Below are 26,697 nucleotides of genomic sequence, written 5' to 3'. Positions count from 1 at the left end.
CAGCGCTTCAGCGCTTCAGTGGGAGAGCAGGACCGGCTCCCGGCTCCAGCGGAAGACATGGGCCAACTGCGGCTCCACGATCCCGGCGCCCGGGATCTCACCGTCGAACCAGCGGTCCACGCAGGTCCAGTGGAAGGGATGGCCGAGATACTCCCCGGTCAGGCCCTCGACGTCCGCGTACTCCTGCTCCCAGACGTGCGTCCACCGGGAGGGCGTGAGCGCCTGGTCCACGCGGCTCAGCGACCAGGAGCGGATGGTGGAGATATGGCCGGGCATGGCGAGGAGGTCGGCCTCCAGTCGCTCGATGAGACCAGCGGGTGTCCCGGCGCGTACGGCGAGGAACAGCGTCCGTTTCACGCGCGGGCCGCAGAGGGGGACGACCCGGCCGCGTACGGGGGCGAGCGCGACCGTGTCGAGCGGTTCCGGCAGACCGAGGCCGGCGGCGAGGGCGACGGGAGACCGGTCCGCCGTCACATCCCACGTGGCGCCCCGGCCGCCGAAACTGCCCGGGAGGTCGGGCGCCGCCGAGCCGTCCGACACCCCGGGAAGCCCGCGCACCTTGTTGTACGCCTCGGCTCCTTCGGCCGGGAGCAGTGCCACCCAGCGGGTCATGACGTCACCCCCTCTTCGAGGCCGACCGGTTCCAGTACCTGGCGGTCGCGGTCCAGCGCGATCTCATCGGTACGCGCCCAGAATTCGGTGACCCGCTGATCACCGGCGGACACGGCGCGCGCAACGAAGAACGCGCCGCTGTCCGTCAGCGACCACAGGACACGGACCGCCACCGTGTCCGGCCCGGTCCAGGTGCGCCAGAGGCGTTCCGCGACCATGCCGCGGCCGAGGGCACCCGGCAGATAGTCGGCGCGCCAGCGCCGCAGCCATGGCTCGACCTCGCCGGCCGGGAGGACAACGAGATCGAGCACCTGAACCCCGCTCGTGTCGGATTCGCTCATGCCGGCTTCTCCAGGACCTCGGTGCGGTAGCGGTCGATCTGCTCGCGCAGGGCTGCGAGTCCACGGGAGCCCGACAGGCCGTCCGCGCCCCGGATATGGGGCGCGATGACGAGGCGGGTCGCGCCCGCGTCGACGTAGCCGCGTACCCAGGACGGATCCGACGCGCGCTCGCGGTCGCAGGAGCCGGGCCACACCGTGATCTCCACGGCGTCCTCGGCCCGCCCCGCCTCACGCGCGGCGGCACGCAGCAGGTCGGCCTGGCGGGCGAAGTCCTCCGGGGTGATCGTGTACGGGAACCAGCCGTCGCCGATGCGGCCCGCGCGGCGGACGGCCGGATCGCTGTTCCCGCCGAGCACCACGGGCACGGCACCGCTCGCGGGCCGCGGCAGCGAGTGCAGGCCCTCGAAGGAGACGTGCCGCCCCTGGTACGAGGCGGGGCCGCCGCTCCACAGCGCGCGCATCGCGCCGACGCACTCCTCCAGCCGCCGCCCGCGGTCCCGGTAGGGCACGCCGACGGCGGCGTACTCCTCCTTCTGCCAGCCGATGCCGAGGCCCAGCATGAGGCGGCCGTCGGAGTGCCGGTCGATCGTCGCGGCGCGCTTGGCCAGTACCACCGGGCTGTGCAACGGGGCGACGATCATCGCGGTGCCGAAGCGCAGGGTTTCCGAAGCGCCGGCGAGGAAGGCGATGGTCTCCAGCGGATCGGGCATGGGGACGGACCCGGAACTGCCCGGTATCCGGCCGTCGGCGGAGTACGGATAGAGCGGTTCGTACTCGTCGGCGACGGCGACGTGCTCCACCGTCCACAGCGACTCGACGCCGCACTCCTCCAGCGTGCCCGCGAGGTCGCGGAGGAAGCCGCCCGAGGTGATCAGGCCGTCGGTGAACGGTGCCATCATTCCCAGTCGGAGCATGCCGGTACCCCTCTCACTTCAGCAGCCGGGCGCGGAGCCGGGCCAGGGCCGACGCGTCCAGGCCGAGGCCGTCGGTGAGATAGCCGTCGAGGCTGCCGTAGTCCTGCTCGGCCTGGTCCAGGGCCGCTCGGAGGTAGTCCGTGCGGACTTCCTGGATCGGGACGAGCAGGTCCGGATCCTCCATCAGACCGGCCTGCTGAAGCTGTTCGCGGGTCTTGCGGTCGGCGTCGGCGCGGAAGGTGTTGGAGAGCAGGAAGTCGTACCTCGCGGTGCCGGCCGGGACGCCGACGGCGTGCAGCAGGAGGTAGCTCAGCCAGCCCGTGCGGTCCTTGCCCGAGGTGCAGTGGAACAGCAGCGGGGAACGCCCGTGCCGGGCGATGTCCCGGAGGACCGTGGCGAACTGGCGGCGGTTCTCGGGGCTGGTGACGAAATTGCGGTAGATGGCGCGCATCAGCTCTTCCGCCTTGCCGTCGCCGAGTACCTCCCGCTGCTTGACGGGGTCCTTGGAGCCGATGGCGTCCATGGTGCGGGCGTACAGTCCGAGGTCGTCCACGGGCCGGGAGGCTGCGGTGAGTCCCTTCGGGAGGCGGTCGGCGCCGTCGTGTTCCACCTCCAGGGGGACGCGGAAATCGACCACCGTGCGCAGGCCCAGTCCGGCGAGCCTGGTGACGTCCGCGTCGGTGAGCTTGCTGAGCGCGTCGGCCCGGAAGACCTGGCCGTAGCGCACGTGACGGCCCCGCTCCGTGCGGTAGCCGCCCAGGTCGCGGACGTTCACCGCGCCTTGGAGGGGAATGTGGCGGACGGTTGCGGTCCCGTGAGCGGGCGCGGTGGTGCTGACCGTGGGCCCGATCGGTGCGTCGGCCACGGCGGACGTGGGCAAGCAGCCGAGGGCCAGGGCGGAGAGTGCGACTCCGGTCGTGTGGCGTATACGGGCAGCGCGCATGGGATCAACTCCCTTGGGTGGAGGGGGTGTTCCGGGGGGGGGGATTCAGTCCGTACGAGGCAGGGCGCGGAGGGTGGCGTGGGCTTCGGTCATGACGCGGTCGACCAGTTCGGCGCAGGACGGCAGGTCGTCGATCAGGCCCGCGACCTGGCCCGCCGCCATCACGCCCAGATCCGTACGGCCGTCCACCATCGAGCCCTTGAGCATCATGGGGGTGTTGGCGGCCAGCAGGACCTGACTCCAGGTCAGTTCCTTGCCGTGCCGCATTGCCAGACCGTCCCGGACCAGCTGCGCCCAGGACAGCCCGGACTCGCGCTTGAAGCCCGCGGCGTGGCGTACCGCCCGTACCAGCGAGGCGGCCCGGCCCGAGCGCTCCAGCGCGTCGACCAGTTCGGTGCGCAGCATCCGGTGGGGGAGTCCGTCGACGGCGGTGGTGACGGTGACGTCCTTGACCGTCGCCGCCAAATAGCGGGCCTTCACCGCATCCGGCACGGTGCTGTCGGAGGTGAGGAGAAAGCGGGTGCCCATGGCGATCCCGGCGGCGCCGTACGCCAACGCCGCGACCAGACCGCGGCCGTCGCGAAACCCGCCTGCCGCGACGACCGGGATGTCCACCGCGTCCACGACCTGCGGCAGCAGCACGCTCGTGGCAACCTCACCGGTGTGGCCGCCGCCCTCGCCGCCCTGCACGATCACCGCGTCGGCGCCCCAGGCGGCGACCTTTTCGGCGTGCCGCCGGGCGCCGATGGACGGGATGACGACCACCCCGGCGTCCTTCAGCCGGGCGATCAGCTCACGGGAGGGCGCGAGCGCGAACGAGGCGACCCGTACGCCTTCCTCGATGATGATCCGTACCCGCTCGGCCGCATCGCCCGCGTCGGCCCGCAGGTTGACCCCGAAGGGTGCGTCCGTACGGGACTTGACCTCGCGGACGGCCGAACGGAGGCGGTCGGTGGCCATGGTGGCGGAGGCGAGGATCCCCAGCGCGCCCGCGTTGGCGGCGGCCGACACCAGGCGGGGACCGGCCACCCAGCCCATACCGGTCTGCACGATGGGGTGGCGGACGCCGACGAGTTTCGTCAGTGCGGTCTCGATGCTGATGTCCGTACTGATGTCCATCACGGCGAGGGCACCTCGCGCTCGCGCACGCCGTTCGGGTCGATCACTTCGCGGATCAACCGCAGTTCGTCTGCGGTGGGCTCACGGGTGTACGGCACGTCCTCGGGGATCGTCAGCGCGAAGCCGGTGGCCTCCCGTACCTGGGCGACCGTGACGCCGGGGTGCAGCGAGCGCAGCCGCATCGTGCGGTCCGGGGTCTCGAAGTCGAACACGCCGAGGTCGCTGATGACTTCCGGGATGCGGTGGTACCGGGTTGCCGAAGGACCGGCCGCGGCGGCGCGGTCGTAACCGACGCCGGAGACCATGTCGACCTTCTCGACGAACACCCGCGTTGAATGCCGCGGCACCCAGTAACTCGTCGGATTGTTGAGGGTGTTGACCGGCGCGCCGCGCACTCCTAGGAGCTGTCGTTTCGGCTGCGCCCAGTCACCGATGCAGCTGATGTTCTGATTGCCGTAACGGTCGATCTGGCTCGCGCCCATCATGACGTGCCGCCTGCCGCTCGCGACGAGCGCGAGGTGCTGACGGTACGGCAGCCAGCCCTCGGTCGTCCCGGACGGTGCCCCGAGGGCCGGTACGTCCGCCATCAGCAGCGCCTCGCCGTCCGTGAGCAGCAGGTCGGGGGAGAAGGTGAGCCGGGCCAGCCGGGCGCCGATCGACGGGATCGTGCCCATGGGGCTTGCCAGGATTTCGCCCGCGTCGCGCCACGCCTCGGCGCAGGCCACCACGCAGTACTCGGCGCGGGTCGCCGAAGCGGTAGCCGTAGTCGTAGCCGTGTTCATGCGGACTCCTCGTGGAACGCCGCGACCGCGGCCCGGTAGCTGTGCTCGTCGCCGGACAGGAACCGCTCGGCGAAGGCCCGCCACGCCTCCGGGTCCTTGGCCGCCCGGACGTAAGCCCGCTGGAACGCCTCGTCGCGGTCGTAGTCCGGGGCGCAGGAGGTGAAGTGCGCGCCGTGCGGCGTCTCCACGACGCCGGTCACGAATGGCCGCTTGACCAGCAGCGACTGCGGCCCCTGGTCCTTGAGCAGCTCGGCCGTGTCCACCACGCGCTCGCAGGAGACGTACGCGGCGTCGGCGGCCTGGCAGAACAGGTCGTCGAAGTACGGATCGAGTCCGAGGTACTGGCCGTTGCCCTGTGCGTCGGCCCGGTTGAGGTGGACGAGCGCGGCGTCCAGCCGCAGGGCGGGTACGGCCACCAGCTCCTCCCCGTCCTCGTACGGCGAAGTGACCGTATGAAGCTGGGGGTTCACCGTCATCACGTCCGAGCCGAGGCCTGCCCGGATCGGCATGAAGGGCAGCCGGTGCGCGGCGGCGGTCAGGCCCCACATGACCATTGCCTCGTCCAGCTCGGTGAGTTCGAAGTCGCCGCGCTGCCGGGCAGTGCAGAAGTGCGGCTCCAGCGGTACGGAGTCCAGCGTGCCGAACGCGGTAATGAGCCGGCGGATCTTCCCGGCGGCGGCGAGCAGCCCGACGTCCGGGCCGCCGTACGACACCACAGTCAGATCGGTGAGGTCCGATCGGAGCAGGGCCCGTACCAGGGCCATCGGCTTGCGGCGCGATCCCCAGCCGCCGATGCCGAGCGTCATACCACTGCTCAGCCGGGCGACGACCGCGTCGGCCGTCATGGTCTTGTCGGTCACTGGCTGCCCTCCGTGGTCGCGGCGTTCCCGACGAACGCGTCGCGGTGCCGGTCGGCGAGGCCGCTGAGATTGGCCTCGAAGGTGAAGCCCTGCTCGAAGCGGTAGCTGCGGCGTACGTCGACCGGGTCGATGCCGTTGATTGCCGCCTTGGCGAGCCGCAGCAGGGTGCCGTCCTTGGCGGCGATTTCCCCCGCCAACACCCTTGCCGCGGCCATGAGTTGCTCGCGCGGGACGACCTGCCACACGGAGCCGTGCCGACGCAGTTCCTCGGCCGTGACGGTGCGTGAGGTGTAGTACAGCGTCCGCATCAGGTGTTGCGGGACCAGCCGGGCGAGATGGGTGGCCGCGCCCAGCGCGCCCCGGTCCAGCTCGGGCAGGCCGAACGTCGCGTCGTCGCTCGCCACGATCGCATCCGCGTTGCCGACCAGGCCGATGCCGCCGCCCAGGCAGAAGCCCTGGACGGCGGCGACCACCGGGACTTCGCAGTCGTACACGGCGGCGAAGGCTTCGTAACAGCCGCGGTTGGCGCCGATGAGCGCGTCGTGGCCGGGCGTGCGCTGCATCTCCTTGATGTCCACGCCGGCGTTGAAGCCGCGGCCGGCGGCGGCGAGGACGACGCAGCGCACCTTCGGATCGGCACCGGCGGCGCGGAGCGCGGCGGCCAGCTCGTACCAGCCGTTCACCGGCAGTGCGTTCACCGGTGGGAAGTCCACGGTGACGACCGCGATGCCCTCTTCGGGCGCGGAGGTGGAGACACCCATGAGCAGATCAGCTACCTTTCCACCAAACGTTTGTTAGGCGCGTGTTGCAGGCAAGGTAGCAGCGGACGGCGCGCCGCGGGAGGTGCTGAATGCCAGCGATCATCGATCTGTCGGGACACGTCGCCGTCGTCACGGGCGGCACGCGGGGCGTCGGCGCGGGCATCGCGCGCGCCCTGCTGGAAGCCGGGGCCGAGGTGGTGACCTGCGCGCGCCGGCCCCCCGACCGGCCCGTCGAAGCGGCCGGACGCACCGCCCGTTTCCACTCCGTGGATCTCCGGGACCCGGACGCGGTGGGCGCGTTCTTCGCCACCGTACAGAGCGAGTACGGGCGGTTGGACACGCTCGTCAACAACGCGGGCGGCACTCCGTACCGCCTGCTGGCCGACGGTGGCAGCCGGCACGCGGCGCGGGTCGTCGAACTCAACCTGCTCGCCCCGCTGAACGCCTCGCTCGCCGCGTACGACCTGCTGCGCGAGGGACCCACCGGCGGCTCGATCACCATGATCGGCAGCGTCAGCGGCAGCCGCCCGTCACCGGGCACCGCGGCCTACGGTGCCGCCAAGGCGGGCCTGGACAACCTGGCCCGCTCGATGGCCGTGGAATGGGCCCCGGAGGTACGTGTCAACACCGTGACCCTCGGGATGGTCCGCACTGAACTGTCCCACCTGCACTACGGGGACGAGGCGGGGCTCGCCGCCGTCGGCCGCACCGTACCGCTCGGCAGGCTCGCCGAACCCGACGAGATCGGCGACGCCTGCGTCTTCCTCGCCTCCGGCCGTGCCGCGTACCTCAGCGGCGCGAGTCTGCTCGTCCACGGGGGAGGGGAGCGCCCGGCGTTCCTCGACGCCGCCACCGTCAACCACACGGAAGGGAAGCACACGCCATGACCGGACTGTGCAGTGAACGCGTCGCCGTCGTCACCGGAGCCGGCCGCGGCCTGGGCCGCGCGCACGCCCTCGCCCTCGCCGCCGAGGGCGCCAAGGTGGTCGTCAACGACCTGGGCGTCGGCCTGGACGGCAGTGGCGCGGCCGCCGCCGGGCCGGCTCAGCAGGTCGTCGACGAGATCCGGGCCGCCGGCGGCGAGGCGGTCGCGCACGGCGGCGACATCGCCACGGCGGCCGGCGCGGCCTCGCTGATCAGCACCGCGCTCGGCACGTACGGGCGGCTGGACGCGCTGGTCAACAACGCGGGCTTCCTCCGCGACCGGATGCTCGTCAACCTCGACGAGGACGACTGGGACGACGTACTGCGCGTCCACCTCAAGGGCCACTTCCTGCTGCTGAAGCACGCCGCGGCGCACTGGCGCGCGGAGGCGAAGGCCGGGCGCACACCCGAGGCCCGGGTGATCAACACCAGCTCGGGCGCCGGGCTGCTCGGCAGCGTCGGCCAGGGCAACTACTCCGCCGCCAAGGCCGGCATCGTCGGCCTCACGCTCGTCGCCGCCGCCGAACTGGCCCGGTACGGCGTCCAGGTCAACGCGATCGCCCCGGCCGCGCGCACCCGGATGACCGAGGAGACCTTCGCGCAGACGATGGCGGCCCCGGGGGAGGACGAGTTCGACGCCATGGCCCCCGAGAACGTCTCCCCGCTCGTCGTCTGGCTGGCCTCCGCCGCCTCCGACGGGGTGAGCGGCCGGATCTTTGAGGCGGAGGGCGGGCGGATCACCGTCATGGAGGGCTGGCGTCCAGGGCCCACCGCCGACAAGGGCGCCCGCTGGACCCCGGCCGAGGCGGGCGAGACCGCGCGGAAACTGCTCGCGGCGGCCGAACCGCCGCAGCCGGTGTACGGGGCGCGCTGAGCCCTGCCCGCCCGCTGGGGGCCGCTTTCCCGCTCACCGGGAATTCGGCCTCCCGGCGCGGCCCGGCCCCGCCCTAGCCTCCCCGGACAGCCCCTTGCCCGGAGGAGGACGAGAGAAGATGAGTGCTCTCCATGACCAGGTCCGCGTCATCGACGCGGGCCGGCCGCCCGCCCGCTTCGCCCGCGGCTGGCACTGCCTCGGCCTCGCCGACGCGTTCAAGGACGGGAAGCCGCACGAGATCGAGGCGTTCGGCACCAAACTGGTGGTCTTCCAGGGGGAGCACGACGGCACGCTGCACGTACTGAACGCCTACTGCCCGCACATGGGCGGCAACCTCGCGCACGGCTCCGTCAAGGGCGACACCCTCGCCTGCCCGTTCCACGACTGGCGCTGGTCCGGCAACGGCCGGTGCGCGGAGGTCCCGTACGCCCGCCGCGTCCCCCCGCGCGCCCGCACTCGCGCCTGGCTCACCCTGGAGGAGAACCGCCAGCTGTTCGTCTGGCACGACCCCGAGGGCAACCCGCCGCCCCCCGAGGTGACCATCCCGCGCATCGAGGGCGCCTTCAGCGACGAGTGGAGCGACTGGACCTGGCACACCCTCCGGGTGGAAGGCGCCAACTGCCGGGAGATCGTCGACAACATCGTCGACATGGCGCACTTCTACTACGTGCACTACGCCTTCCCGACGTACTTCAAGAACGTCTTCGAGGGGCACATCGCCACCCAGTACATGGAGAGCACCCCGCGCGAGGACGTGGACCTGGGCGGCCTCAGCGCCCCGCTGCGCTCCGACGCCTCGTACTACGGCCCCTCCTACATGATCGACCGCCTCTGGTCCCCGGTGCCCGGCGCGGACGGTCTCGAAATGGAAATGGTGCTGATCAACTGCCATTACCCGATCGACGAGCACAGCTTCCTGCTGCAATACGGCGCGATCGTCAAGAAGCTGCCCGGCATGACCGACGCGGAGGCCGCCGAGACCGCGGCGGCCACCTCCCGGGGACTTGCGACCGGCTTCGAGCAGGACGTGGAGATCTGGCGGCACAAGACCCGCATCGACAATCCCCTGCTGACCGAGGAGGACGGCCCGGTCTACCAGCTGCGCCGCTGGTACGAGCAGTTCTACCGGGACGTGGCCGAGGTGCCGGAGGAGATGACGCGGCGGTTCGAGTTCGAGATCGACACCGAGCGGGCCAACAAGGCGTGGCGCGCGGAGGTCGACGAAAACCTGGCCCGCCGGGCGGCGGAGACGGGGGCCGGGGCCTGACATGCAGCCGGTGGAGTGCGTGGCCTGCGGCAATCAGGTCCTGTGCGAGAAGTTCAGCCCCGCCCACACCTCCGTGCAGTGGACGGCCGAAGCGGCGGCCGCCTGCCCGGAGTTCGGCGCCCTGGTGGCCGCGGGGGAGACCGCAGCGCGGATCCGGACCTGCGCGGCGCTGCGCGACAGCATCGACCGGGCCGCGGCCGAGGGAATCCTGCGCGTCACCACGTTGGAGGCCGCCGATGCCTGAGCCGCGTACGTACCGGCTGCGGGTCCTCGAAGTGATCGAGGAGACGGCCGAGGCGCGGTCGCTCGTACTGCAGCCGCCTGCGGGGGACGAGGACCGGTTCGCCTACCGTCCCGGGCAGTTCCTGACCCTGAAGCTGCCGGGCGCGGACGGCGGTACGGCCGCCCGCTGCTACTCCCTGTCCAGTTCGCCGCACACCGGCGAGCCCCTGAAGATCACCGTCAAGCGGGTGGCCGGCGGCTACGGCTCCCACTGGATCTGCGACCACGTGGCGACCGGGGACGAGCTCGAAGTACTGCCCCCGGCGGGCACCTTCACGCCGGACTCGCTCGACCGCGACCTGCTGCTCGTCGCGGGCGGCAGCGGCATCACGCCCGTCGTCTCCCTCGCCAAGTCCGCGCTGGCCGGCGGGCGGGGCAGGGTCGCGCTGCTGTACGCCAACCGCGACGAGTCCGCGGTCATCTTCCGCGACGAGCTGCGCGAGCTGACCGAGGACTTCCCGGAACGCCTCGTCGTGCTGCACTGGCTGGAGTCGGTCCAGGGGCTGCCCGCCGCGGACCGGCTGGCCGCCGTGCTCGCGCCGTACGCGGCGCGTGACACGTACGTGTGTGGGCCCGCACCGCTGATGGACGCGGTCGAGAACGCGCTGGACGGCCGCCGCGTCCATCGGGAACGCTTCTTCTCGCTCGGCGCGGACGTCTTCGACACGCCGGACGCTCCGGTGGCGGAGGAGGGCGGCGGCACGGTGGCGGTGGAGCTGGACGGCGAGACCCGTACGGTCCGCTGGCCGACCCGCACCCCCCTGCTCGACGCGCTGCTCGCGGCGGGCGTCGACGCTCCGTACTCCTGCCGCGAGGGCTCCTGCGGCGCGTGCGCCTGCCGGATCGTGTCCGGCGAGACGAAGATGCTCCGCAACGACGTACTGGACGAACAGGACCTCGCCGAGGGGTATGTGCTGGCCTGCCAGGCCGTACCCCTCACCGACGAGATCGCGGTCAGCTACTCCTGACCCGGGAGCCCGGCTCGCGAGGGCTCACATCCACTCCGCGAACCGCATCCACGACATCATCGTGTCCATCTGCGCCGGTTCCAGGGCCGGTTCCGGGACCGGCGCGGCGGCCGTACGGGGGACGGCCGCCGCCCGCCCCGGACCGTACAGCGACGCCCAGATCGCCCGCGACGTCCCCCGCACCGCCGGGGCCAGCCGCTCCAGCTCCCGGTGGAGGCCGTTGCCGCACACCGAGACCGCGGCGATCGCGCGCCCGGCGCCCCGCAGCGGCGCCGCCACGCACGCCACGCCGCGGAAGCTCTCCTCCCGGTCGAAGGCCACGCCCCGCTCGCGGATCCGCGCCAGCTCCGCGCGGAAGGGTCCGGGCCGGGTGAGGGTGTACGCCGTGCGCGGCCGCAGCCCGGCCCGCAGCACCTCCGCGACCAGCGCCGCCTCGCCGAACGCCAGGATCGCCTTGCCGGTGGCCGTGCAGTACGCCGGCTGCCGGCCGCCGATCCGGGACGGCACCGACGCGTCCGCGATGCCGCCGAGCCGTTCCAGGTACACCACTTCGGGTCCGTCGAGCACGGCGAGGTGCACCACGTGCCCGGTCTTCTCGTGCAGCGCGTGCAGATGCGGCAGCGCGGCCCGGCGCAGCCGGTTGTGGTGCGCGGCCATCGCGCCCAGCTCCAGCATTCCCATCCCCAGACGGTAGTCCCGGCCGTCCCGCTCCAGCCAGCCGAGCTGCACCAACTGGTCGAGGATGCGGTGCACGGACGAGCGGGGCAGCCCGGAGCGGCGTACCACCTCGGTGAGCGTCAGCCGGGGCGTGGCGCCCTGGAAAGCACCCAGGACGAGTGCGGCCTTCTCCAGAAGCGACGGCGGGGACTGCGCGGACTGCACGGTCATCGGCGACTCCTGCGAGGAGCGGGGAGGGATGCCGAGAGCGTGCCACGCTTCCCGCTCAGCGGGAACCCACTATTTCGAAAAGAAATAGTCAGGCGTACGTTCACGGCAACTTCGCACGTCCACGACCCGAGAGGGGACGCCCATGAGCGAACACGAGGTCCTCGCCGCCGTCCGGGAGCTGACCCCCGTGCTCCGCGAACGCGCCGCCGAGGCCGAGGAGCTGTGCCGGGTGCCCGACGCCTCGGTCAAGGAGATCGAGGAGACCGGATTCTTCCGGCTGCTGCAGCCCCGGGCGTACGGCGGCTGCGCGGCGGACCCGGTGCTCTTCTACGAGGCGGTCAAGGAGATCGCCAAGGCGTGCGGCTCCACCGGCTGGGTCGCCTCCGTGGTCGGCGTCCACCCCTGGCACGTCGGCCTGTACGACCCGAGGGCACAGGAGGAGGTCTGGGGCGTGGACCGCACCACCCGGATCGCCTCCTCCTACGCCCCGACCGGCCAGGTCACCGTGGCCGACGGCGGCTTCCGGATCTCCGGCCGCTGGCACTTCTCCTCCGGCTGCGACCACGCCGACTGGGCGCTGCTCGGCGGCCTCGTCCTCGGCGAGAACGGCACGCCGGTCGACATGCGCACCTTCCTCGTGCCCCGCACCCAGTACACCATCGACCGGGTCTGGGACACCGTGGGCCTGCGCGGCACCGGCAGCAACGACATCGTCATCAAGGACGCCTTCGTACCCGACTACCGGGCGCTGAGCTTCGGCCCGGTGAGCGCGCTGCGGACGCCGGGCCAGGAGCTCAACCCCGAGCCGCTGTACCGGCTGCCGTACGCCTCGGTCTTCACCACCACCATCTCCACCCCGATCGTCGGCATCGCCGAGGGCGCGTACGAGGCGTACACGGCGGCCACCAAGGAGCGCATCCGGGTCTCCTACGGCCAGAAGGTCGCCGAGGACCCCTTCGCGCAGGTCCGCATCGCCCGCGCTGCCAGCGACATCGACGCCTGCTGGCTGCAGCTGCGCCGCAACATGAGCGAGTTGTACGCGTGCGCGGAGCGCGGCGAGGACCCGTCGGCGGAGCTGCGCGCCCGCGTCCGCCGCGACCAGGTGCTCGCCACGGAACGCGCGGTGGCGGCGGTGGATCTGCTGGTGGAGAACGCCGGCGGCGGCGCGATGCGCAACGGCCCCAACCCCGTCCAGCGCGCCTGGCGCGACGCGCACACCGGCCGCGGGCACGCCGCCAACGACCCCGAGCGCGCGCTGGTGCTCTTCGGACAGGCAGCGCTCGGCCTCGACATCCAGGACACGATGCTCTGATGGGGGATCAGCTCATGGCGATCACGTACGAGTCGACGTCCCGCACGGTCAAGGCAGGCGGCATCGAGCTGCATTTCCACGAGGCGGGTCCGGCCGACGCGCCCGTGGTGATCATGCTGCACGGCGGCGGCCCCGGCGCCTCGGGCTGGAGCAACTTCGGCTCCAACCTGCCCGTCTTCGCCCGGACGTTCCGCACCCTCCTCGTCGACCAACCCTGCTTCGGCCGTTCCGCCAAGCCCGAGCTCGACAAGGACTACTTCAGCTACAGCGCCGGCGCCGTCGCCGCCCTGATGGACGAACTCGGCATCGAACAGGCCCACTTCATCGGCAACTCGCTCGGCGGCGGCACCTCCGTCCGGATGGCACTGAACCACCCGGCCAAGGTCGGCAAGCTGCTGCTGATGGGCCCCGGCGGCATCTCCCTCAACCTCTTCGCGCCCGACCCGACCGAAGGCATCAAGCGGCTCTTCGAATTCCAGGCGGCGCCCGAGCCGACCAAGGAACAGCTGCGCGCCTTCCTGAGCGTCATGGCGTACGACCAGTCCATCGTCACCGACGAACTGGTCGAGGAACGCTGGGCCTCGGCCACCGACCCCGAGACCAAGCTCGGCAACGCCCGGATGGCAGCCGCCTTCGCCAACCCCGCCTGGGCGCAGGACTGGATGCTCTGGCGCGAGGCCCACCGCATCACCCAGCCCGTCCTGCTCACCTGGGGCCGTGAGGACCGCACCAATCCGCTCGACGGCGCGCTGGTGGCCCTGAAGACCATCCCCGACGCCCGGCTGCATGTCTTCCCGCACTGCGGCCACTGGGCGCAGACCGAGCAGGCCGACGAGTTCAACCGCCTCGCCATCGCCTTCTTTTCTCCAATGAACAGCAGCTTCTCCCACTGACGCCCCTCCCGCAACGCTTGGAAGGAGACCCATCATGGACATCCGCGCACTGGGCTATCTGCGCGTGGAGACCACCAAGTTCGAGGAGTGGCGCACGTACGCGCTGGACCTCCTCGGCATGGTGGCGGCCACCGGCAGCGACGACGACACGCTGTACCTGCGCATCGACGACCGCGCCCACCGCCTCGCCATCGTCCGCGGTACCACGGACCGGCTGCAGGCCGCCGGCTGGGAGGTCGCCAACGCCGCCGCGCTCGCGGCCGCGGGGCGAGAACTGGAGGCGGCCGGTGTCGCCGTCAAGGCCGCCGACGACGCCGTACTCGCCGAGCGCCGTGTCCAGGGCCTGATCCAGTTCACCGACCCCTGTGGCAACCCGCTGGAGCTCTACTGGGGCCAGGCGCAGGACCACACCCCGCTCGGTACCCCGTACGGCAACCGCTTCGTCACCGGCACGGCCGACGGCACCGGAGACCTGGGCCTGGGCCACGTCGTCCTGCCGGTCCCCGACATCGAAGCGGCGCTGGACTTCTACGAGCACGTGCTCGGCTTCCAGCTGCGCGACTCCATGAAGCTGCCCCCGCAGGCCGTCCCCACCGCCAAGGAGCAGCGCGACTTCCACCTGATGCACTTCCTCAGCCCCAACCGGCGCCACCACAGCCTCGGCCTCTATCCGGGTGAACTGCCGCCCGGCATCGTGCACTTCATGGTCGAGCTGGAGACGCTGGACGACGTGGGGCGCGGCCTGGACCGTATGCACGACGCGGGCATACCGATCGCCTCGACCCTCGGCCGGCACACCAACGACCGGATGGTCTCCTTCTACGCCCAGGCACCCGGCGGCTTCCAGGTCGAGTACGGCTGGGACGGGCTGATCGTGGACCCCGCCACCTGGGTCGCCAAGGAGATCACCGCCGACAGTTTCTGGGGGCACCGGTGGAACGGCTGATCGGCGGCACGGGGACGGCGCGGCGCACCGGCGGCACGGTGGACCCGGCCGGGTTCAGGGACGTGCTGGGCCGGTTCGCCACCGGCATCACGATCGTCGCGGGCCTGGACGACGACGGCCGCCCGGCCGGCTTCGCCTGCCAGTCCTTCGCCTCCCTCTCCCTCGACCCACCGCTGGTCATGCTGGCCGTCGGCAAGGCCTCCACCAGCTGGCCGCGCATCGAACGGACCGGCCGGTTCTGCGTCAACATCCTCGCCGAGCACCAACGGGAGATCTGCGCCGCGCTCGGCCGCAGCGGCCCCGACAAGTTCGCCGGCGTGCCCTGGACCACCGGCGAGCACGGCACCGTACGCATCGACGGAGCGCTGGCGCACATCGAGTGCGTACTGAGCACCGTGCACGAGGCCGGCGACCATCATCTGGTCACTGCCGAAGTACTCGCCCTCGACGCGCCCGAGGACGGCCGCCCGCTCCTCTACTTCCGCAGCCGCTACGCAGTGGGGGCCTTCTGATGGACGCCTGGGATCACACGTACGACGTGGTGGTGATCGGGTCGGGCGCCGCAGGGATGGCCGCGGCCCTCACCGCCCGACTGCGCGGCCTCACCGCGCTCGTGGTCGAGAAGACCGACCGGTACGGCGGCTCGACCGCGCTGTCCGGCGGCGCCATCTGGGTACCGGGCAACTTCCACCTGGACGCCGCGGGCCTGGGCGACACGAGGGAGAAGGCGCGCGCATACCTGGACGCGACGGTCGGCGACCGCGTACCGGCCGAGCGCAAGGACGCGTATCTGGAGCACGGCCCGTCGATGGTCCGCGAGTTCCACGACCGCACCGCCGTCCGCTTCCGGTACACCCCCGGGTACAGCGACTACTACCCGGAGCGCCTCGGCGGCTACCCGCAGGGCCGCTCCATCGAACCGGAGATCTTCGACCTCAAGCGGCTGACCCCGGAACAGTACGGCACCCTGCGCCGCGCCGGACTGCCCACGTACGGCCTCACCATCACCTCCTACGACTTCCGCTACCTCAACATGGCGGCCCGCACGTGGGCGGGCCGGCGCACCTCACTGAAGGTGGGCCTCCAGGCGTTGAAGGACCGGGCGACCGGCCGGAAGCCGGTGGCGCTCGGGGAGGCGCTGGTCGCCCGCATGCGGCACTCGCTCGGCCGGCTCGGCGCGGACCTGTGGCTCTCCGCGCCGCTCGCCTCCCTCGTGACCGAGGACGGCCGGGTGACGGGCGTACGGGTAGCGCGTGGCAACCGGGAAGTCACCGTACGGGCCACCGGCGGCGTCGTCCTCGCCTCCGGCGGCTTCTCGCACAGCAACCGGCTGCGCGAGAAGTACCTCCCCGCGCCCACCTCCGCCGAGTGGTCCTCGGCGGCGGAGGGCCAGACCGGGGACGCCCTCGAAGCGGCCGTCGCGGCGGGCGCCGCCACCGACCTGATGGACAAGGTGTGGGGCGCCCCGTCCGTGGTGGCGCCCGGCGAGAAGCCGTTCTTCCTGGTCGCGGACCGCGGCATCCCCGGCATGGTGATCGTCGACCAGTCCGGCGCACGGTACGCCAACGAGGCCGCGCCGTACCACGAGTTCGTGGACGCGATGTACGCCAACCACCGGCCCGCCGCCTCCACCGTCCCCTCCTGGTTGATCCTCGACGCCACCTCCAAGGCCCGGTACGTCTTCATGGGGCTGCTGCCGGGGCAGCCGTTCCCGAAGAAGTGGACGGCGAACGGCTTCGTGAAGAAGGCGGGCACGGTCGAGGAGCTGGCCGCACAGACGGGCCTGCCCGCCGACCGGCTGCGGACGACCCTCGACCGCTTCAACGGCTTCGCCCGCGCGGGCCGCGACGAGGACTTCGGCCGCGGCGACAGCGTCTACGACCGCTACTACGGCGACCCCACCCTCCCCGCACCCAACCTCGCCCCACTGACCAAGCCGCCCTTCTACGCCGTCCCCGTCCACCCCGGCGACATCGGCACCAAGGGCGGCCCGGTCACCGACGCGACCGCCCGCGTGCTGCGCGAGGACGGCTCGGCCATCGAGGGCCTGTACGCCTCCGGGAACGCCTCGGCCGCGGTGATGGGCGAGACGTACCCGGGGCCGGGGGCGACGATCGGGCCCGCGATGACGTTCAGCTGGATCGCGGTCAATGCCATTGCGGAGAAGCTGAGTTCGCGCTGATCCAATACGAGGAAGCCCGCCGGTACGGAACCGGCGGGCTTCCTGCTGCTTTCGTTGGTTACTGCGCGGTGAGCCCGCCGTCGATGGCGAACTCGGCGCCCGTGACGTACGCCGACGCGTCCGACACCAGATACAGCACCAGCTCCGCGACCTCCTCCGGGCGGCCCATCCGGCGCAGCGGTACGTTCGGCCACTCGCGCTCCCCGGCGTCGGCGCCGAGCGCGGCCGCGACCATCGGGGTGTCCACCATGCCGGGGTGCACGGAATTGACCCGGATGCGGTGCCGGGCGAGGTCGAGCGCCGCGGACTTGGTGAGCCCCCGCAGCCCGAACTTCGTCGCCCCGTACGAGGCGTGCCCCTGGATGCCGACCAGCCCCGCCGTGGACGAGATATTGACGACCGACCCGCCGTCACCCGTCGCACGCATCGCGGGCACCACCGCCTGAAGACCGAGGAACGGCCCGACCAGATTGACCTGGAGCAGCCGCTGCAGATTCGCCTCGCTCTCCTCCTCGATGGGCGCGGTGCGCCACAGCGCGGCGTTGTTCACCAGCGCGTCGATCCGGCCGAAGGCATCCAGCGCGGCCTCGGTCACGCGCTGCCAGCCGACCGCGTCGGTCACATCGTGGGCGACGAAGACCCCCTGGTCGCCGAGCGACTTGGCGACCTCGTGACCCGCGTCCTCCTGCACATCCGTGAGGACGACGCGCGCCCCGTGCTCCGCGAACAGCCGGGCCTCGGCGGCACCTTGGCCGCGTCCCGCACCGGTGACGAGTACGACCTTCCCGGTCAGCCGCGGCGCCATCAGCGCGCGTTCCCTTCCAGGGCGCGGAAGTGTGGGATGACCGTCTCGCCCCACTGCCGGATGGTCTCCATGCACACGTCCTGCGGCACGGTACCCATCTGGATCAGACACATCACCTCGTCGACGCCGATCCTGCGCAGCTGCTCGACGTAGTCGATGGCGGTCTCCGCGGTGCCGTAGGCGTGCTCGGCGTTGTAGGTGCCGGTGTCGGCGGGGCGGGCCGGGATGTCCGCCTCGTGCAGCTTGGCGACGAGCTCGTCGCGGCGGCGCCCCATCGCGGCGACGTGGTCCTCGTCCTCCGCGTACACGGTCGGCTTCGGGCCGTTCCCGTACCAGTGCGCGATGGACTCCGCGAAGAACCGCTGGCCGCGGGTGCCGATCCGGTAGGCGGTGTCGGCGTCGTCCAGGACGATCGTCGGACACAGCGCGGAGAAGTGGTCGTTGACCTCGGTGGAGACGAAGCGCTCGGTACCGCGTACGGAGATGGCCTCGTCGTACACCTTGCGCATCTCGCGGATGTCGTCGGCGCCGGCGAAGCCCAACACCAGTGCCCCGACGCCCAGTTCGGCGGCGAGCTTGAGGGTGTCGTGCTTGCTGCACGCCATGAACAGCGGCGGGTGCGGGGCCTGGACGGGGCGGGGGAGCACGGCGCCGGGGCCGATGTCGAGCGACCCGTGCCACTCGAAGGTCTCCTCGCGCCAGGCGCTGCTGACGATCCGCAGCGCCTCCTCCATCTGCGGATAGGTGTCCTCGGGCCGCACCCCGAACATGGACATCTCCTGCTTCGTGGCGCCGCGTCCGGAGCCGATGTCGACGCGGCCGCCGGAGAGCACGTCGAGCATGGCGGACCGTTCGGCGACCCGTACCGGGTGCTGGTAGCCGAAGGGCATGGTCACCACGCCGTGGCCGATCCGGATCCGGGAGGTCTTCGCCGCCACCCAGGACAGGAAGACCTCGGACGCGCTCATGTGCGCGTACTGCGTCAGCGAGTGGTGCTCGACCGCCCAGATCCGGTCAAAGCCCATCTCCTCGGCGAACACGGCCTGTTCGACACAGTCCCGGATCACCTGCTGCTCGGATGCGGGAGACGGGTCGGCCATCTGCGCCTCGAAGATCATCGAGAACTTCACGACGGGCTCCTTCGCTCGACTATTACTGTCCCGACTATTTCTATTAGAAATAGTCCTACCAGGCGCACGGGTCTCTGGGAAGGGTGTGGGATGCACGCGCACTGTGGTCCGCCCGGGTCCGTTACGGTCCACAGCCGGTCGGCATCGATCGTTTTCTCCCGCCCGGTCCTACGGCGTGGTGAGAGGCGGCAGTCTGGCCTTTTCGGAGAAGGAGTGATCGTGTCGGTACAGCGGCAGACGGGGCGGCTGCCCGCCGAGGCAAGCGAGTTGATCGGTCGTCACGTGGAGCTGGACCGGACCCGGCGGCTGTTCGAGGAATCCCGGCTGGTCACCCTGACCGGCGTCGGCGGTGTGGGGAAAACCCGGCTGGCCCTGCGGGCCGCGACCGAGGCACAGCCGCGCTTGCGGGACGGTGCGTGGTGGGTGGAGCTGTCGACACTGCAGCGAGGCACGCTGCTGCCGCACGCCATCGCCGAGGCGCTCCCGCTGGTCGATCGGACGAGCAGCCCGATGATCGAGGTGCTGGCCGAGTATCTGGCGGACCGGGAACTGCTGTTGGTGCTGGACACCTGCGAACACCTGACCGGCACCTGCGCGGTGATCGCGCAGGCGCTGCTGGCGGCGGCCCCGGGGCTGCGCATCCTGGTGACCAGCCGCAGCCCGCTGCGGATCATCGAGGAACGGGTGCTGACGGTGGCCCCGCTACCGGTCCCCGAGGCCGACGACCGGGGGACGGGGGAGACGGACGCGATGGCGCTGCTCGCCCGGCGGACCACCGAGGCGGTGGCCGGCTTCACCGTCACCGCCACCAACCGCCCCGACCTCGTCCGACTGTGCCGGCGCCTGGACGGCCTCCCCCTCGCCATCGAACTGGCCGCGGCGCGGCTGAGCGAGCTGTCCGTGGCCGACCTGACCGAGCGGCTGGCGGACCGCTTCGCCGTACTCGGCCAGACCGATGAGGTGGCCCACGACGCCGAGCCGCCCTGGCATCAAGCGCTGCGTACCGCGATCGGCTGGAGCCACCAGTTGTGCACCCCCGCCGAACGGTTGCTGTGGGCACGACTGTCGGTGTTCGCCGGCAGCTTCGACGCGGACGCGGCCCGGAGGGTGTGCGCCGATACGGAACTCCCCGCGGAAAGAATCCCGGCCCTGCTGGACGCGCTGGCCCACGCCTCTCTCCTCACCTCCGCCCCGTCCTTGGGCGACGGCCCGCGCTTCCGGATGCTGGACACCATCCGTGAGTACGGCGCCGGATGGCTGCGGCGCCTGGGCGAGGAGGACCGGGCGCGCCGCCGCCACCGGGACTTCTACCTGGCGCTGGCCCGGGCAGGCTCCGCCGCCTGGCTGGGGCCCGACCAGTACGCCTGGTACGACCGGATGACCGGCGATTACGACAACATCCGTGCCGCGTTGGAGTTCTGCCTGACCACTCCGGCGCCGGGAGACCACACCGCGCTGGAACTGGGCGGGACCCTGTGGTTCTTCTGGCTCGGTTGCGAATTCGCCCGGGAGGGGCGCCTGTATCTGGACCAGGCCCTGGCCGCGGATACGGAGCCGAGCCGGATCCGCAACCGGGCCCTGTGGGCCTGCGGCCTGGCCTCGGTGATCCTGTGCGATGCCGACGCCACCGCCGCCCGGAGCGCCGAGTGCGCCGTGGACGCCGAGCGTCTCGGTGACACCGATGCGGCGGATTTCGCGCTGGCCCTGGCCATGTGCGCGGCGACGTTGCGCAGTGACCCGGGGCAGGTGGAGCGCTTGGCGGAGCGCCTGCTCGGCACCGGGCGACACGGCAGTGAGCTCACCGTCCCCGGGTTTTGGGCCCGGTTGGCGAGCATCCGCGCGTACGTCGCCCAGGGCCGCATCGAGGAAGCCATCGCCCATGAGGAGAAGCTACGGGCCGTTTGTGACCGTCATGGTGAACGCTTGGCACGTGCCCTCGGCCACCTCCTGCGCGCACAGGCCGAGCTGGCGCGCGGTCGGTACGAAGCCGCGCAGGTGTACGGCCGGCTGGCCCTTGAGGTGACACACCGGCTGCAAGACAATGCGGCGGTCGGGCTGAGCTTGGACGTGCTGGCCGCGGCGGCGGTGGCCACCGGTCAGGGCGAGCGCGCCGCCCGGCTGCTCGGCCTCGGTCAACAAGTCTGGGAGACCATCGGCCGGGCGCAGGCCGGCGTCGCCGAACTCGTCGCCGCCCACCAAGCCTGCGAACAGCAGGCCCGCGACGCCCTCGGCGACGACGCGTACGAGGCGGCCTTCCGCGCCGGCTACGACACCGACCTGGACGCCGGCATTACGTACACCCTCAGTAAGGTTCCGTCCGACGCGCGGCCCGGCTCGTGAGGGCGCCGGTTCAAACGCCGCACGGGCAGGTGCAGCCGCAGTCGCAGGTGCGTGGGTTGACGAGACCGGTGACGCCGGCGCGGAGGTGGGACTCCAGGGCGGCGGTCGTGGCCGCGTCCAGGGCCGGGGTGCGGAACGCCCGCATCAGGCTCGTACCGAGGAGCCAGGCGGCGAGCAGCTCGGCGCGCAGCTCCGCGTCGGGTCCCTCCAGGCGCTCGGCGAACCGGCCGGAGAACACCTCGGCGACGTTGTCGCGGAACATCCGGGCGGTTTCCTCGCGGCTGGACGAGCGGAGCACGGACAACAACGGGTGCGGCAGTGCCTCGTCCGACGGGCCTGTGGAGACGAAGTCGGAGACCCAGGCGGCGACCTCGTCGAGCGGCACCTCCAGCAGCGAGTCGAAGATCGCGGTGTCCATGGTGACCGACGCGAACAGGGCTTCCTTGGAGCCGAAATAGCGGTATACGAGGGCGGCGTCGACCCCCGCGTCACCGGCGATGTCCCGAATGCTGGCGCCGTCGTAGCCGTACCTCCCGAAGCGCAGTGCCGCGGCCGCCATCAGGGCGCTGCGGGTGTCCGCCGCGCTGTTCTTGCGCGCCCGTACGGGCCGTTCGCCGGTGTCGTCCTTGATGTCGTCCGTCGCCTTCACTGTCGATCCGTCCACGCGTTCGTACCTTCTTCGGCTCGTCGTTCAGCAGCACATGGTCCAGGATTCGCGCCGTGTCCGGAAGTCATCGCTTGTTGTCATCGATCGTTGACCTGCTCCAGGGGTCATGCCTAGGGTCGATCGCCGACGATCATTCGAAGGGGCGAACAGCAGTGGCTGAGAGACGAGTTGCCGTCATCGGTACCGGTTACGTGGGCCTGACCACCGGCGCCTGCCTGGCCTCCCTCGGGCACCGGGTGGTGTGCGCGGACGCCGACCCGGGCAAGGTCGAGCGCTTGCGGAGGGCCGAGGTCGACATCCTGGAACCCGGACTGCCGGAACTGGTCCGAGAAGGGCTGGAATCGGACCTCCTGCAATTCGTGGGGGACACCCCGGCCGCCGTACGCGACGCCGACGTGGTCTTCCTCTGCCTCCCGACACCCATGGGCGCGGGCGGCGCCGCCGACCTGGCCGCCGTCGAGGCCGTAGCAAAGGAGATCCGTACCGAACTGCCGCACGGCGCCGTCGTGGTCAACAAATCCACGGTGCCGGTCGGTACGGCGGACCGGGTCGCCGCGCTGCTCGGCCGGCCGGACGTCTCCGTGGTGAGCAACCCGGAGTTCCTCCGCGAGGGACGCGCCGTGCACGACTTCCTGCACCCGGACCGGATCGTGGTCGGGGGAGCGGACGCCGAGGCCGCCCGGCGAGTGGCGGAGCTGTACACCGACCTCGCGGCACCGCTGGTCGTCACCGACGCCGCCAGCGCCGAACTCACCAAGTACGCGGCCAACTTCTTCCTCGCCATGAAACTGTCCTTCGCCAACAATCTGGCGACGCTGTGCGAGCGCTTCGGCGCGGACATCGGCGACGTCACGGCGGGCATCGGCCACGATCCGCGCATCGGCGCCGCCTTCCTGCAGCCGGGCCCCGGCTGGGGCGGCTCCTGCCTCCCCAAGGACACCCACGCGCTGCTGTCCGTGTGCGAGGCGGCCGGGATCGACTTTCCGCTGCTGCGCGCCACCATCGAGACCAACGTCGAGCACCAGGCCCGCCTGGTGGAGCGCGTCGCGGCTCAGTCCTCGCGCGGCGACGGCTCGCTCGACGGCGTACGACTGGCCCTGTACGGCCTGGTGTTCAAGGCCGGCACCGCCGACCTGCGCGACTCGCCCGCACTGGCCATCGCCCGGCAGCTGCGGGAACGCGGCGCCGAACTGTACGCCTACGACCCCGCGCTGACCGAGACCCGGCCCGACCTGAGCGACCTGGTCACGCTCGTGGACGATCCGCTCAAGGCGGCCGAGGGAGCCGAGGCCGTCCTCGTACTCACCGAATGGCCCGACTTCCTCGAACTGGACTGGGAGGCAGTCGCCGCGCGCCTCGACGGCCGCATCGTCCATGACTTCCGGAACGTGCTGGATGAGGGGCGGCTGGAGCGGGTGGGGCTGGTGCGGCAGAGCGTGGGGAGGGCTTGGGCTATGGCGGGGTGAGCGGTGGCCTGGTGAGGGCTGGCCGGGTGAGCGCTGGCAGGGCCGCTCTCTGCCGCCTGATTCCTGGCAGGGCCCCTCCCTCTCCCCATTCCGGGGAGAGCCGCCGGGACGACCCCGGCCGACGATGAAAGCCCCCTCCCCCGCCTCCACCGCACTCCCACAAACGCTACAACCCACCACTGACAGTGACCGGGGCCTGTCGCCCCACCCCCACCCCCAGCCCAGCCCAGACCAACCGAAAGGCCCCTCCCATGCGAGTCCTGTGCACCACCCTCGGCAGTCCCTCACACGGCCGTGCCCAGTTGCCCCTCCTGCGCGCCCTCGCGGCGGCGGGGCACGAGGTGCGCGTCGCGACCAATGAGGAGCTCGCCCCGCTCTTCCGCCACGACGACCTGCACGTCCTGACCTGTCTGCCGGAATTCGAGCCGCAGAAGTTCGTCGACCCGGCAAAGGACCTGGCCGGGATCGCGGACACCGCGGCGCTGAGTCCGGAGGAGCAGCAGGCCGCCGTGATGCGCTTCATGGTCCGGGCCCTGTCCGGCCCGATGGCCGAGCAGCTCCGCGAGTTGCTGCGCCCCGTCGTACTGGATTTCCGTCCGCACCTCATCCTGCGCGACGGCATGGACCTCAGCTCCTGCCTCATCGCCGAGGAACTGGGCATTCCCCAGCTGCCCACGCCCTCGGGCGCGAGCAACGTCCTCGACCCGGCGCTGGTCCACCCCGGCCTGAACGCCCTGCGCGCCCAACTCGGGCTGCCCGCTCAGGAGGACCCGCTGTCGATCGTCCGGCACGGCCGCGTCGACTACGTACCGGCGGACTTCTCCTTCGCCCGCCATCTGCCGGCTCCCTGGGCGTACCGCCAGACCGTGAACGTGGACCGCAGCTCCGTACTGCCCTCCTGGGTCGCCCGACTGCCCACCGACCGGCCGCTGGTGTGGGCCGCTCTCGGCACGGCGCTGCCCATGATCCAGCAGCGGCGGGACCAGGGGCAGCAGCCGGACATGCCCTTCGAGATCCCCGACCCCGCCAAGCTGCTGCAGACCATCGTCGAGGCCGCGGCCGCGCTGGACGAATGCACGGTGATCGTCGCCACCGCCGGCGTACCGGTGGACACCACGGCGCTGCCGCCGCACGTCCACGTCACCGACCGGCTGCCGCAGCCGCTCCTCCTGGAGTGCGTCGACCTCTTCCTCACCCACGGCGGCTTCAACAGCATCCGCGAGGCGCTGCGCACCGGGACGCCGCTGGCGGTCCTCCCGCAGTTCGGCGACCAGCCCTCCAACGCGCAGCGCGTCGAGGAGCTGGGCCTCGGCCGGCACATCACCGACCCCACCCCCGACGGCATCGCCGCGACCTGCGGGCAGGTACTGGCCGATCCCGGCGCCGCCGCCACCGCCCGCCGCGCGCGGCTGGAGATGCTGGCGCTGCCGGAGATCGAGCACGCGGTGGCCGATCTGGAGAGGCTCGTCGGAGAGCACGCGTGACCTCCTCCGACGCCCTCCGGAAGCCGGAGCGGCCCGCGGGCGGACCGGCCGACGAGGCCGGGCCGCCCGCGCGGCTGTCCCACCGCGAGGTCGTCACCGTCCTGTCCGGCCTGATGCTCGGCATGTTCCTCGGCGCGCTCGACCAGACCGTGGTCTCCTCCGCGCTCCGCACCATCGCCGACGACCTGCACGGGCTGACCGCTCAGGCGTGGGTGACCACCGCGTACCTCGTCACCGGCACCATCGCCACGCCGCTGTACGGCAAGCTCTCCGACATCCACGGCCGCCGCCCCGTCTACCTGGTCGCGATCCTGCTCTTCGCCGCCGGGTCGCTGCTGTGCGGCTTCGCCGCGTCCATCCACCAGCTGGCCGCGTTCCGCGCGGTCCAGGGCCTCGGTGGCGGCGGTCTGATGTCGCTGGCCATGACCGTGATAGCGGACATCACCTCGCCGCGCGAACGAGGCCGTTACCAGGGCTGGTTCATGGCCGTCTTCGCCGGGTCCAGCATCGTCGGGCCGGTGGTCGGCGGCGTGTTCGCGGGCAGTGGCACGCTGCTCGGCATTACCGGCTGGCGCTGGATCTTCCTCATCAATGTGCCGCTGGCAGCAGTGGCCCTGGCCGTGATCACGCGCGTACTGCGCCGCGTGCCGCACCAGCCCGTACGGCACCGCCTGGATTACGGCGGCGCGCTCGCCCTCGCCGTCGGCGTCGTCCCCCTCCTCGTCATCGCCGAGCAGGGCCGCAGCTGGGGCTGGGCCTCGCCGCCGGCCCTCGCCCTGTACGCGACCGGCGCCATCGGACTCGTCGCCTTCGTACTGATCGAACGGCGCATGGGCGAGGCGGCGCTGCTGCCCCTGCGTCTCTTCCACGTCCGCAGCTTCCGCCTGGGTGTCCTCCTGCACTTCGTCGTGGGCATCGGCATGTTCGGTGCGATGACCACGTTGCCGCTGTACCTCCAACTCGCGCAGGGCATGAGCCCGATGGCGGCGGGGCTGGCCATGCTGCCCACCACGGTCGCCAACGTCGCCGTCACCCTGACGGTCGGCCGGCTGATCTCCCGTACCGGGCGCCTGAAGGTGCACCTGGTCACGGGCATCGGCTGCTTCACCGCCGCCATGCTCGTCTACGCGACGCTCAGCGTCGACAGCCCGCTGTGGTACGTCTCGATCGGCATGCTCTTCATGGGAGCGGGGCTGGGCGCGGCGATGCAGACCATGACGACGCTGGCCCAGTCCGAGGTGCCGCGTACGGACATGGGCGCCGCGACCGCCTCGGTGAACTTCTTCCGGTCGAACGGCGGCACGGTCGGCGCCGCGGCCTTCCTGTCGATCCTCTTCTCCCTGGCCGGGTCGAGGATCGGGGAACGGCTCGACGCGGCGTTCCGCCAGCCGTCCCTGCGCCGGCTCGCCGAGGAGCCCGACAATGCCCGGGCGCTGAGCGGAGTACTGCGTCCGCACGGCGGCCTGAATCTGGAGGACTCGGCCTTCCTGCACACCCTCGACGCGCGCCTGGCGCTGCCCTTCCTTGAGGGCTATGTAGCCGCGATGCGCATTGTGTTCCTGGCGGGCGCGGCGGTGACCTTGCTGGCCTTCCTCGTCGCGGTGCTGCGGGTGCCGAACCTCAAGCTTTCGGACGAGTGACACATGCGGGGAGCTGCGTCGCGCCTCTTGACCCGTCCGTCAGAGAAAACTTAACGTCCATTCACCTTCTGAATTCGGGGCAGGCAATGTGGCCTGCCCATTGCCGAAAAGGTGAACTCATGCAGGGGATGCGACGCCGCACGCTTCTGAGTGCGGCCGGTGGTACAGCCATTGCCGGCGGGCTCCTGGGGGCGGGGAACGCGCAAGCCGCCACCGCACCGGCCGCGCAAGCCGCCGCACCGGCCGCACGAGGCGTTCCCCGTGCCTCCGGTCCGTACGATCAGAAGATCAAGCAAC

General features: G+C 71.6%; 26 protein-coding genes. 14 read left to right on the top strand and 12 right to left on the bottom strand.

Annotated features, from left to right (window positions below):
* Positions 1-15 precede the first annotated feature (15 nt).
* The 8 genes from AB0I82_RS11780 to AB0I82_RS11745 are packed head-to-tail and all read right to left on the bottom strand — an operon-like array spanning position 16 to position 6,332.
* The gene (locus AB0I82_RS11780; protein ID WP_363257045.1) at positions 16-612 is read right to left on the bottom strand and encodes a Dabb family protein; all 597 of its coding nucleotides are present in this window, start codon (positions 610-612) and stop codon (positions 16-18) included.
* Positions 609-953 (bottom strand): hypothetical protein, encoded by a 345-nt coding sequence (locus AB0I82_RS11775; RefSeq protein ID WP_363257044.1) that lies wholly within the window; start codon positions 951-953, stop codon positions 609-611. Before AB0I82_RS11775 ends, AB0I82_RS11780 begins: the two co-directional genes overlap by 4 nt.
* Entirely contained in the window at positions 950-1,867 is a 918-nt protein-coding gene (locus tag AB0I82_RS11770) for an LLM class F420-dependent oxidoreductase (protein WP_363257043.1), read from the bottom strand. Before AB0I82_RS11770 ends, AB0I82_RS11775 begins: the two co-directional genes overlap by 4 nt.
* Positions 1,868-1,880: 13 nt before the next feature.
* The gene (locus tag AB0I82_RS11765; protein ID WP_363257042.1) at positions 1,881-2,810 is read right to left on the bottom strand and encodes a tyrosine-protein phosphatase; all 930 of its coding nucleotides are present in this window, start codon (positions 2,808-2,810) and stop codon (positions 1,881-1,883) included.
* Positions 2,811-2,855: 45 nt separating this feature from the next.
* The gene (locus AB0I82_RS11760; protein WP_363257041.1) at positions 2,856-3,929 is read right to left on the bottom strand and encodes a nitronate monooxygenase; all 1,074 of its coding nucleotides are present in this window, start codon (positions 3,927-3,929) and stop codon (positions 2,856-2,858) included.
* Positions 3,929-4,711 carry a CoA-transferase gene (locus tag AB0I82_RS11755; RefSeq protein ID WP_363257040.1) on the bottom strand — a complete coding sequence of 261 codons (783 nt, stop codon included), beginning with the start codon at positions 4,709-4,711 and terminating at the stop codon, positions 3,929-3,931. Before AB0I82_RS11755 ends, AB0I82_RS11760 begins: the two co-directional genes overlap by 1 nt.
* A complete protein-coding gene (locus AB0I82_RS11750) occupies positions 4,708-5,571 on the bottom strand; it encodes a CoA-transferase (protein WP_363257039.1) in 864 nt (287 codons plus the stop codon). The genes AB0I82_RS11755 and AB0I82_RS11750 overlap by 4 nt, the downstream gene beginning before the upstream one ends.
* On the bottom strand, positions 5,568-6,332 hold the full coding sequence (locus tag AB0I82_RS11745) for an enoyl-CoA hydratase family protein (RefSeq protein ID WP_363257038.1): 765 nt from the start codon (positions 6,330-6,332) through the stop codon (positions 5,568-5,570). The genes AB0I82_RS11750 and AB0I82_RS11745 overlap by 4 nt, the downstream gene beginning before the upstream one ends.
* Positions 6,333-6,421: 89 nt before the next feature.
* On the opposite strand from AB0I82_RS11745, the gene AB0I82_RS11740 reads away from it, so the two are divergent.
* The 5 genes from AB0I82_RS11740 to AB0I82_RS11720 all read left to right on the top strand — a co-directional run bounded on the left by AB0I82_RS11740 (position 6,422) and on the right by AB0I82_RS11720 (position 10,647).
* The gene (locus AB0I82_RS11740) at positions 6,422-7,219 is read left to right on the top strand and encodes an SDR family oxidoreductase (protein WP_363257037.1); all 798 of its coding nucleotides are present in this window, start codon (positions 6,422-6,424) and stop codon (positions 7,217-7,219) included.
* Complete coding sequence (locus tag AB0I82_RS11735; protein WP_363257036.1) at positions 7,216-8,130, top strand: SDR family oxidoreductase; 915 nt, start codon at positions 7,216-7,218, stop codon at positions 8,128-8,130. The genes AB0I82_RS11740 and AB0I82_RS11735 overlap by 4 nt, the downstream gene beginning before the upstream one ends.
* 118 nt (positions 8,131-8,248) lie before the next feature.
* Positions 8,249-9,397 (top strand): Rieske 2Fe-2S domain-containing protein, encoded by a 1,149-nt coding sequence (locus tag AB0I82_RS11730; protein WP_363257035.1) that lies wholly within the window; start codon positions 8,249-8,251, stop codon positions 9,395-9,397.
* A gap of 1 nt (position 9,398) precedes the next feature.
* A complete protein-coding gene (locus tag AB0I82_RS11725) occupies positions 9,399-9,641 on the top strand; it encodes a hypothetical protein (RefSeq protein ID WP_363257034.1) in 243 nt (80 codons plus the stop codon).
* A complete protein-coding gene (locus AB0I82_RS11720) occupies positions 9,634-10,647 on the top strand; it encodes a ferredoxin--NADP reductase (RefSeq protein WP_363257033.1) in 1,014 nt (337 codons plus the stop codon). Before AB0I82_RS11725 ends, AB0I82_RS11720 begins: the two co-directional genes overlap by 8 nt.
* A 24-nt stretch (positions 10,648-10,671) precedes the next feature.
* Here AB0I82_RS11720 and AB0I82_RS11715 read toward each other — a convergent pair whose 3' ends face one another.
* Positions 10,672-11,535 carry an IclR family transcriptional regulator gene (locus AB0I82_RS11715; protein WP_363257032.1) on the bottom strand — a complete coding sequence of 288 codons (864 nt, stop codon included), beginning with the start codon at positions 11,533-11,535 and terminating at the stop codon, positions 10,672-10,674.
* A gap of 142 nt (positions 11,536-11,677) precedes the next feature.
* Between AB0I82_RS11715 and hsaA the strand changes: the two genes are divergently transcribed.
* The 5 genes from hsaA to AB0I82_RS11690 are packed head-to-tail and all read left to right on the top strand — an operon-like array spanning position 11,678 to position 16,868.
* On the top strand, positions 11,678-12,847 hold the full coding sequence (gene hsaA, locus AB0I82_RS11710) for a 3-hydroxy-9,10-secoandrosta-1,3,5(10)-triene-9,17-dione monooxygenase oxygenase subunit (protein WP_363257031.1): 1,170 nt from the start codon (positions 11,678-11,680) through the stop codon (positions 12,845-12,847).
* Positions 12,847-13,740 carry a 4,5:9,10-diseco-3-hydroxy-5,9,17-trioxoandrosta-1(10),2-diene-4-oate hydrolase gene (gene hsaD, locus AB0I82_RS11705; RefSeq protein ID WP_363257030.1) on the top strand — a complete coding sequence of 298 codons (894 nt, stop codon included), beginning with the start codon at positions 12,847-12,849 and terminating at the stop codon, positions 13,738-13,740. Before hsaA ends, hsaD begins: the two co-directional genes overlap by 1 nt.
* A 34-nt stretch (positions 13,741-13,774) precedes the next feature.
* The gene (locus AB0I82_RS11700) at positions 13,775-14,686 is read left to right on the top strand and encodes a VOC family protein (protein ID WP_363257029.1); all 912 of its coding nucleotides are present in this window, start codon (positions 13,775-13,777) and stop codon (positions 14,684-14,686) included.
* Complete coding sequence (locus tag AB0I82_RS11695; RefSeq protein WP_363257028.1) at positions 14,674-15,198, top strand: flavin reductase family protein; 525 nt, start codon at positions 14,674-14,676, stop codon at positions 15,196-15,198. Before AB0I82_RS11700 ends, AB0I82_RS11695 begins: the two co-directional genes overlap by 13 nt.
* Positions 15,198-16,868, top strand: coding sequence for an FAD-dependent oxidoreductase (locus AB0I82_RS11690; RefSeq protein ID WP_363257027.1), 1,671 nt, complete (start codon positions 15,198-15,200; stop codon positions 16,866-16,868). Before AB0I82_RS11695 ends, AB0I82_RS11690 begins: the two co-directional genes overlap by 1 nt.
* A 58-nt stretch (positions 16,869-16,926) precedes the next feature.
* On the opposite strand, the gene AB0I82_RS11685 is transcribed toward AB0I82_RS11690, so the two are convergent.
* The gene (locus tag AB0I82_RS11685) at positions 16,927-17,673 is read right to left on the bottom strand and encodes a glucose 1-dehydrogenase (protein WP_363257026.1); all 747 of its coding nucleotides are present in this window, start codon (positions 17,671-17,673) and stop codon (positions 16,927-16,929) included.
* Complete coding sequence (locus tag AB0I82_RS11680; protein WP_363257025.1) at positions 17,673-18,803, bottom strand: LLM class flavin-dependent oxidoreductase; 1,131 nt, start codon at positions 18,801-18,803, stop codon at positions 17,673-17,675. Before AB0I82_RS11680 ends, AB0I82_RS11685 begins: the two co-directional genes overlap by 1 nt.
* Positions 18,804-19,022: 219 nt before the next feature.
* On the opposite strand from AB0I82_RS11680, the gene AB0I82_RS11675 reads away from it, so the two are divergent.
* Positions 19,023-21,143 carry an NB-ARC domain-containing protein gene (locus tag AB0I82_RS11675; protein WP_363257024.1) on the top strand — a complete coding sequence of 707 codons (2,121 nt, stop codon included), beginning with the start codon at positions 19,023-19,025 and terminating at the stop codon, positions 21,141-21,143.
* 10 nt (positions 21,144-21,153) lie between these two features.
* Here the strand turns inward: AB0I82_RS11675 and AB0I82_RS11670 are convergent, their stop codons facing one another.
* Complete coding sequence (locus AB0I82_RS11670) at positions 21,154-21,807, bottom strand: TetR/AcrR family transcriptional regulator (RefSeq protein WP_363257023.1); 654 nt, start codon at positions 21,805-21,807, stop codon at positions 21,154-21,156.
* Positions 21,808-21,962: 155 nt separating this feature from the next.
* Here AB0I82_RS11670 and AB0I82_RS11665 point away from each other — a divergent pair, with 155 nt between their 5' ends.
* The 3 genes from AB0I82_RS11665 to AB0I82_RS11655 all read left to right on the top strand — a co-directional run bounded on the left by AB0I82_RS11665 (position 21,963) and on the right by AB0I82_RS11655 (position 26,400).
* Positions 21,963-23,276: a UDP-glucose/GDP-mannose dehydrogenase family protein gene (locus AB0I82_RS11665; protein ID WP_363257022.1), complete on the top strand. Its 1,314-nt coding sequence runs from the start codon at positions 21,963-21,965 to the stop codon at positions 23,274-23,276.
* 251 nt (positions 23,277-23,527) lie between these two features.
* Positions 23,528-24,760 carry a glycosyltransferase gene (locus AB0I82_RS11660; RefSeq protein WP_363257021.1) on the top strand — a complete coding sequence of 411 codons (1,233 nt, stop codon included), beginning with the start codon at positions 23,528-23,530 and terminating at the stop codon, positions 24,758-24,760.
* Complete coding sequence (locus AB0I82_RS11655; RefSeq protein WP_363257020.1) at positions 24,757-26,400, top strand: MDR family MFS transporter; 1,644 nt, start codon at positions 24,757-24,759, stop codon at positions 26,398-26,400. Before AB0I82_RS11660 ends, AB0I82_RS11655 begins: the two co-directional genes overlap by 4 nt.
* Positions 26,401-26,697: the final 297 nt, after the last annotated feature.

Source organism: Streptomyces sp. NPDC050315 (assembly GCF_040655775.1).
In the GTDB taxonomy this organism is placed as follows: domain Bacteria; phylum Actinomycetota; class Actinomycetes; order Streptomycetales; family Streptomycetaceae; genus Streptomyces.
Note: the sequence above shows the minus strand (reverse complement) of the source record. Positions and strands in the feature narration are given on the sequence as shown.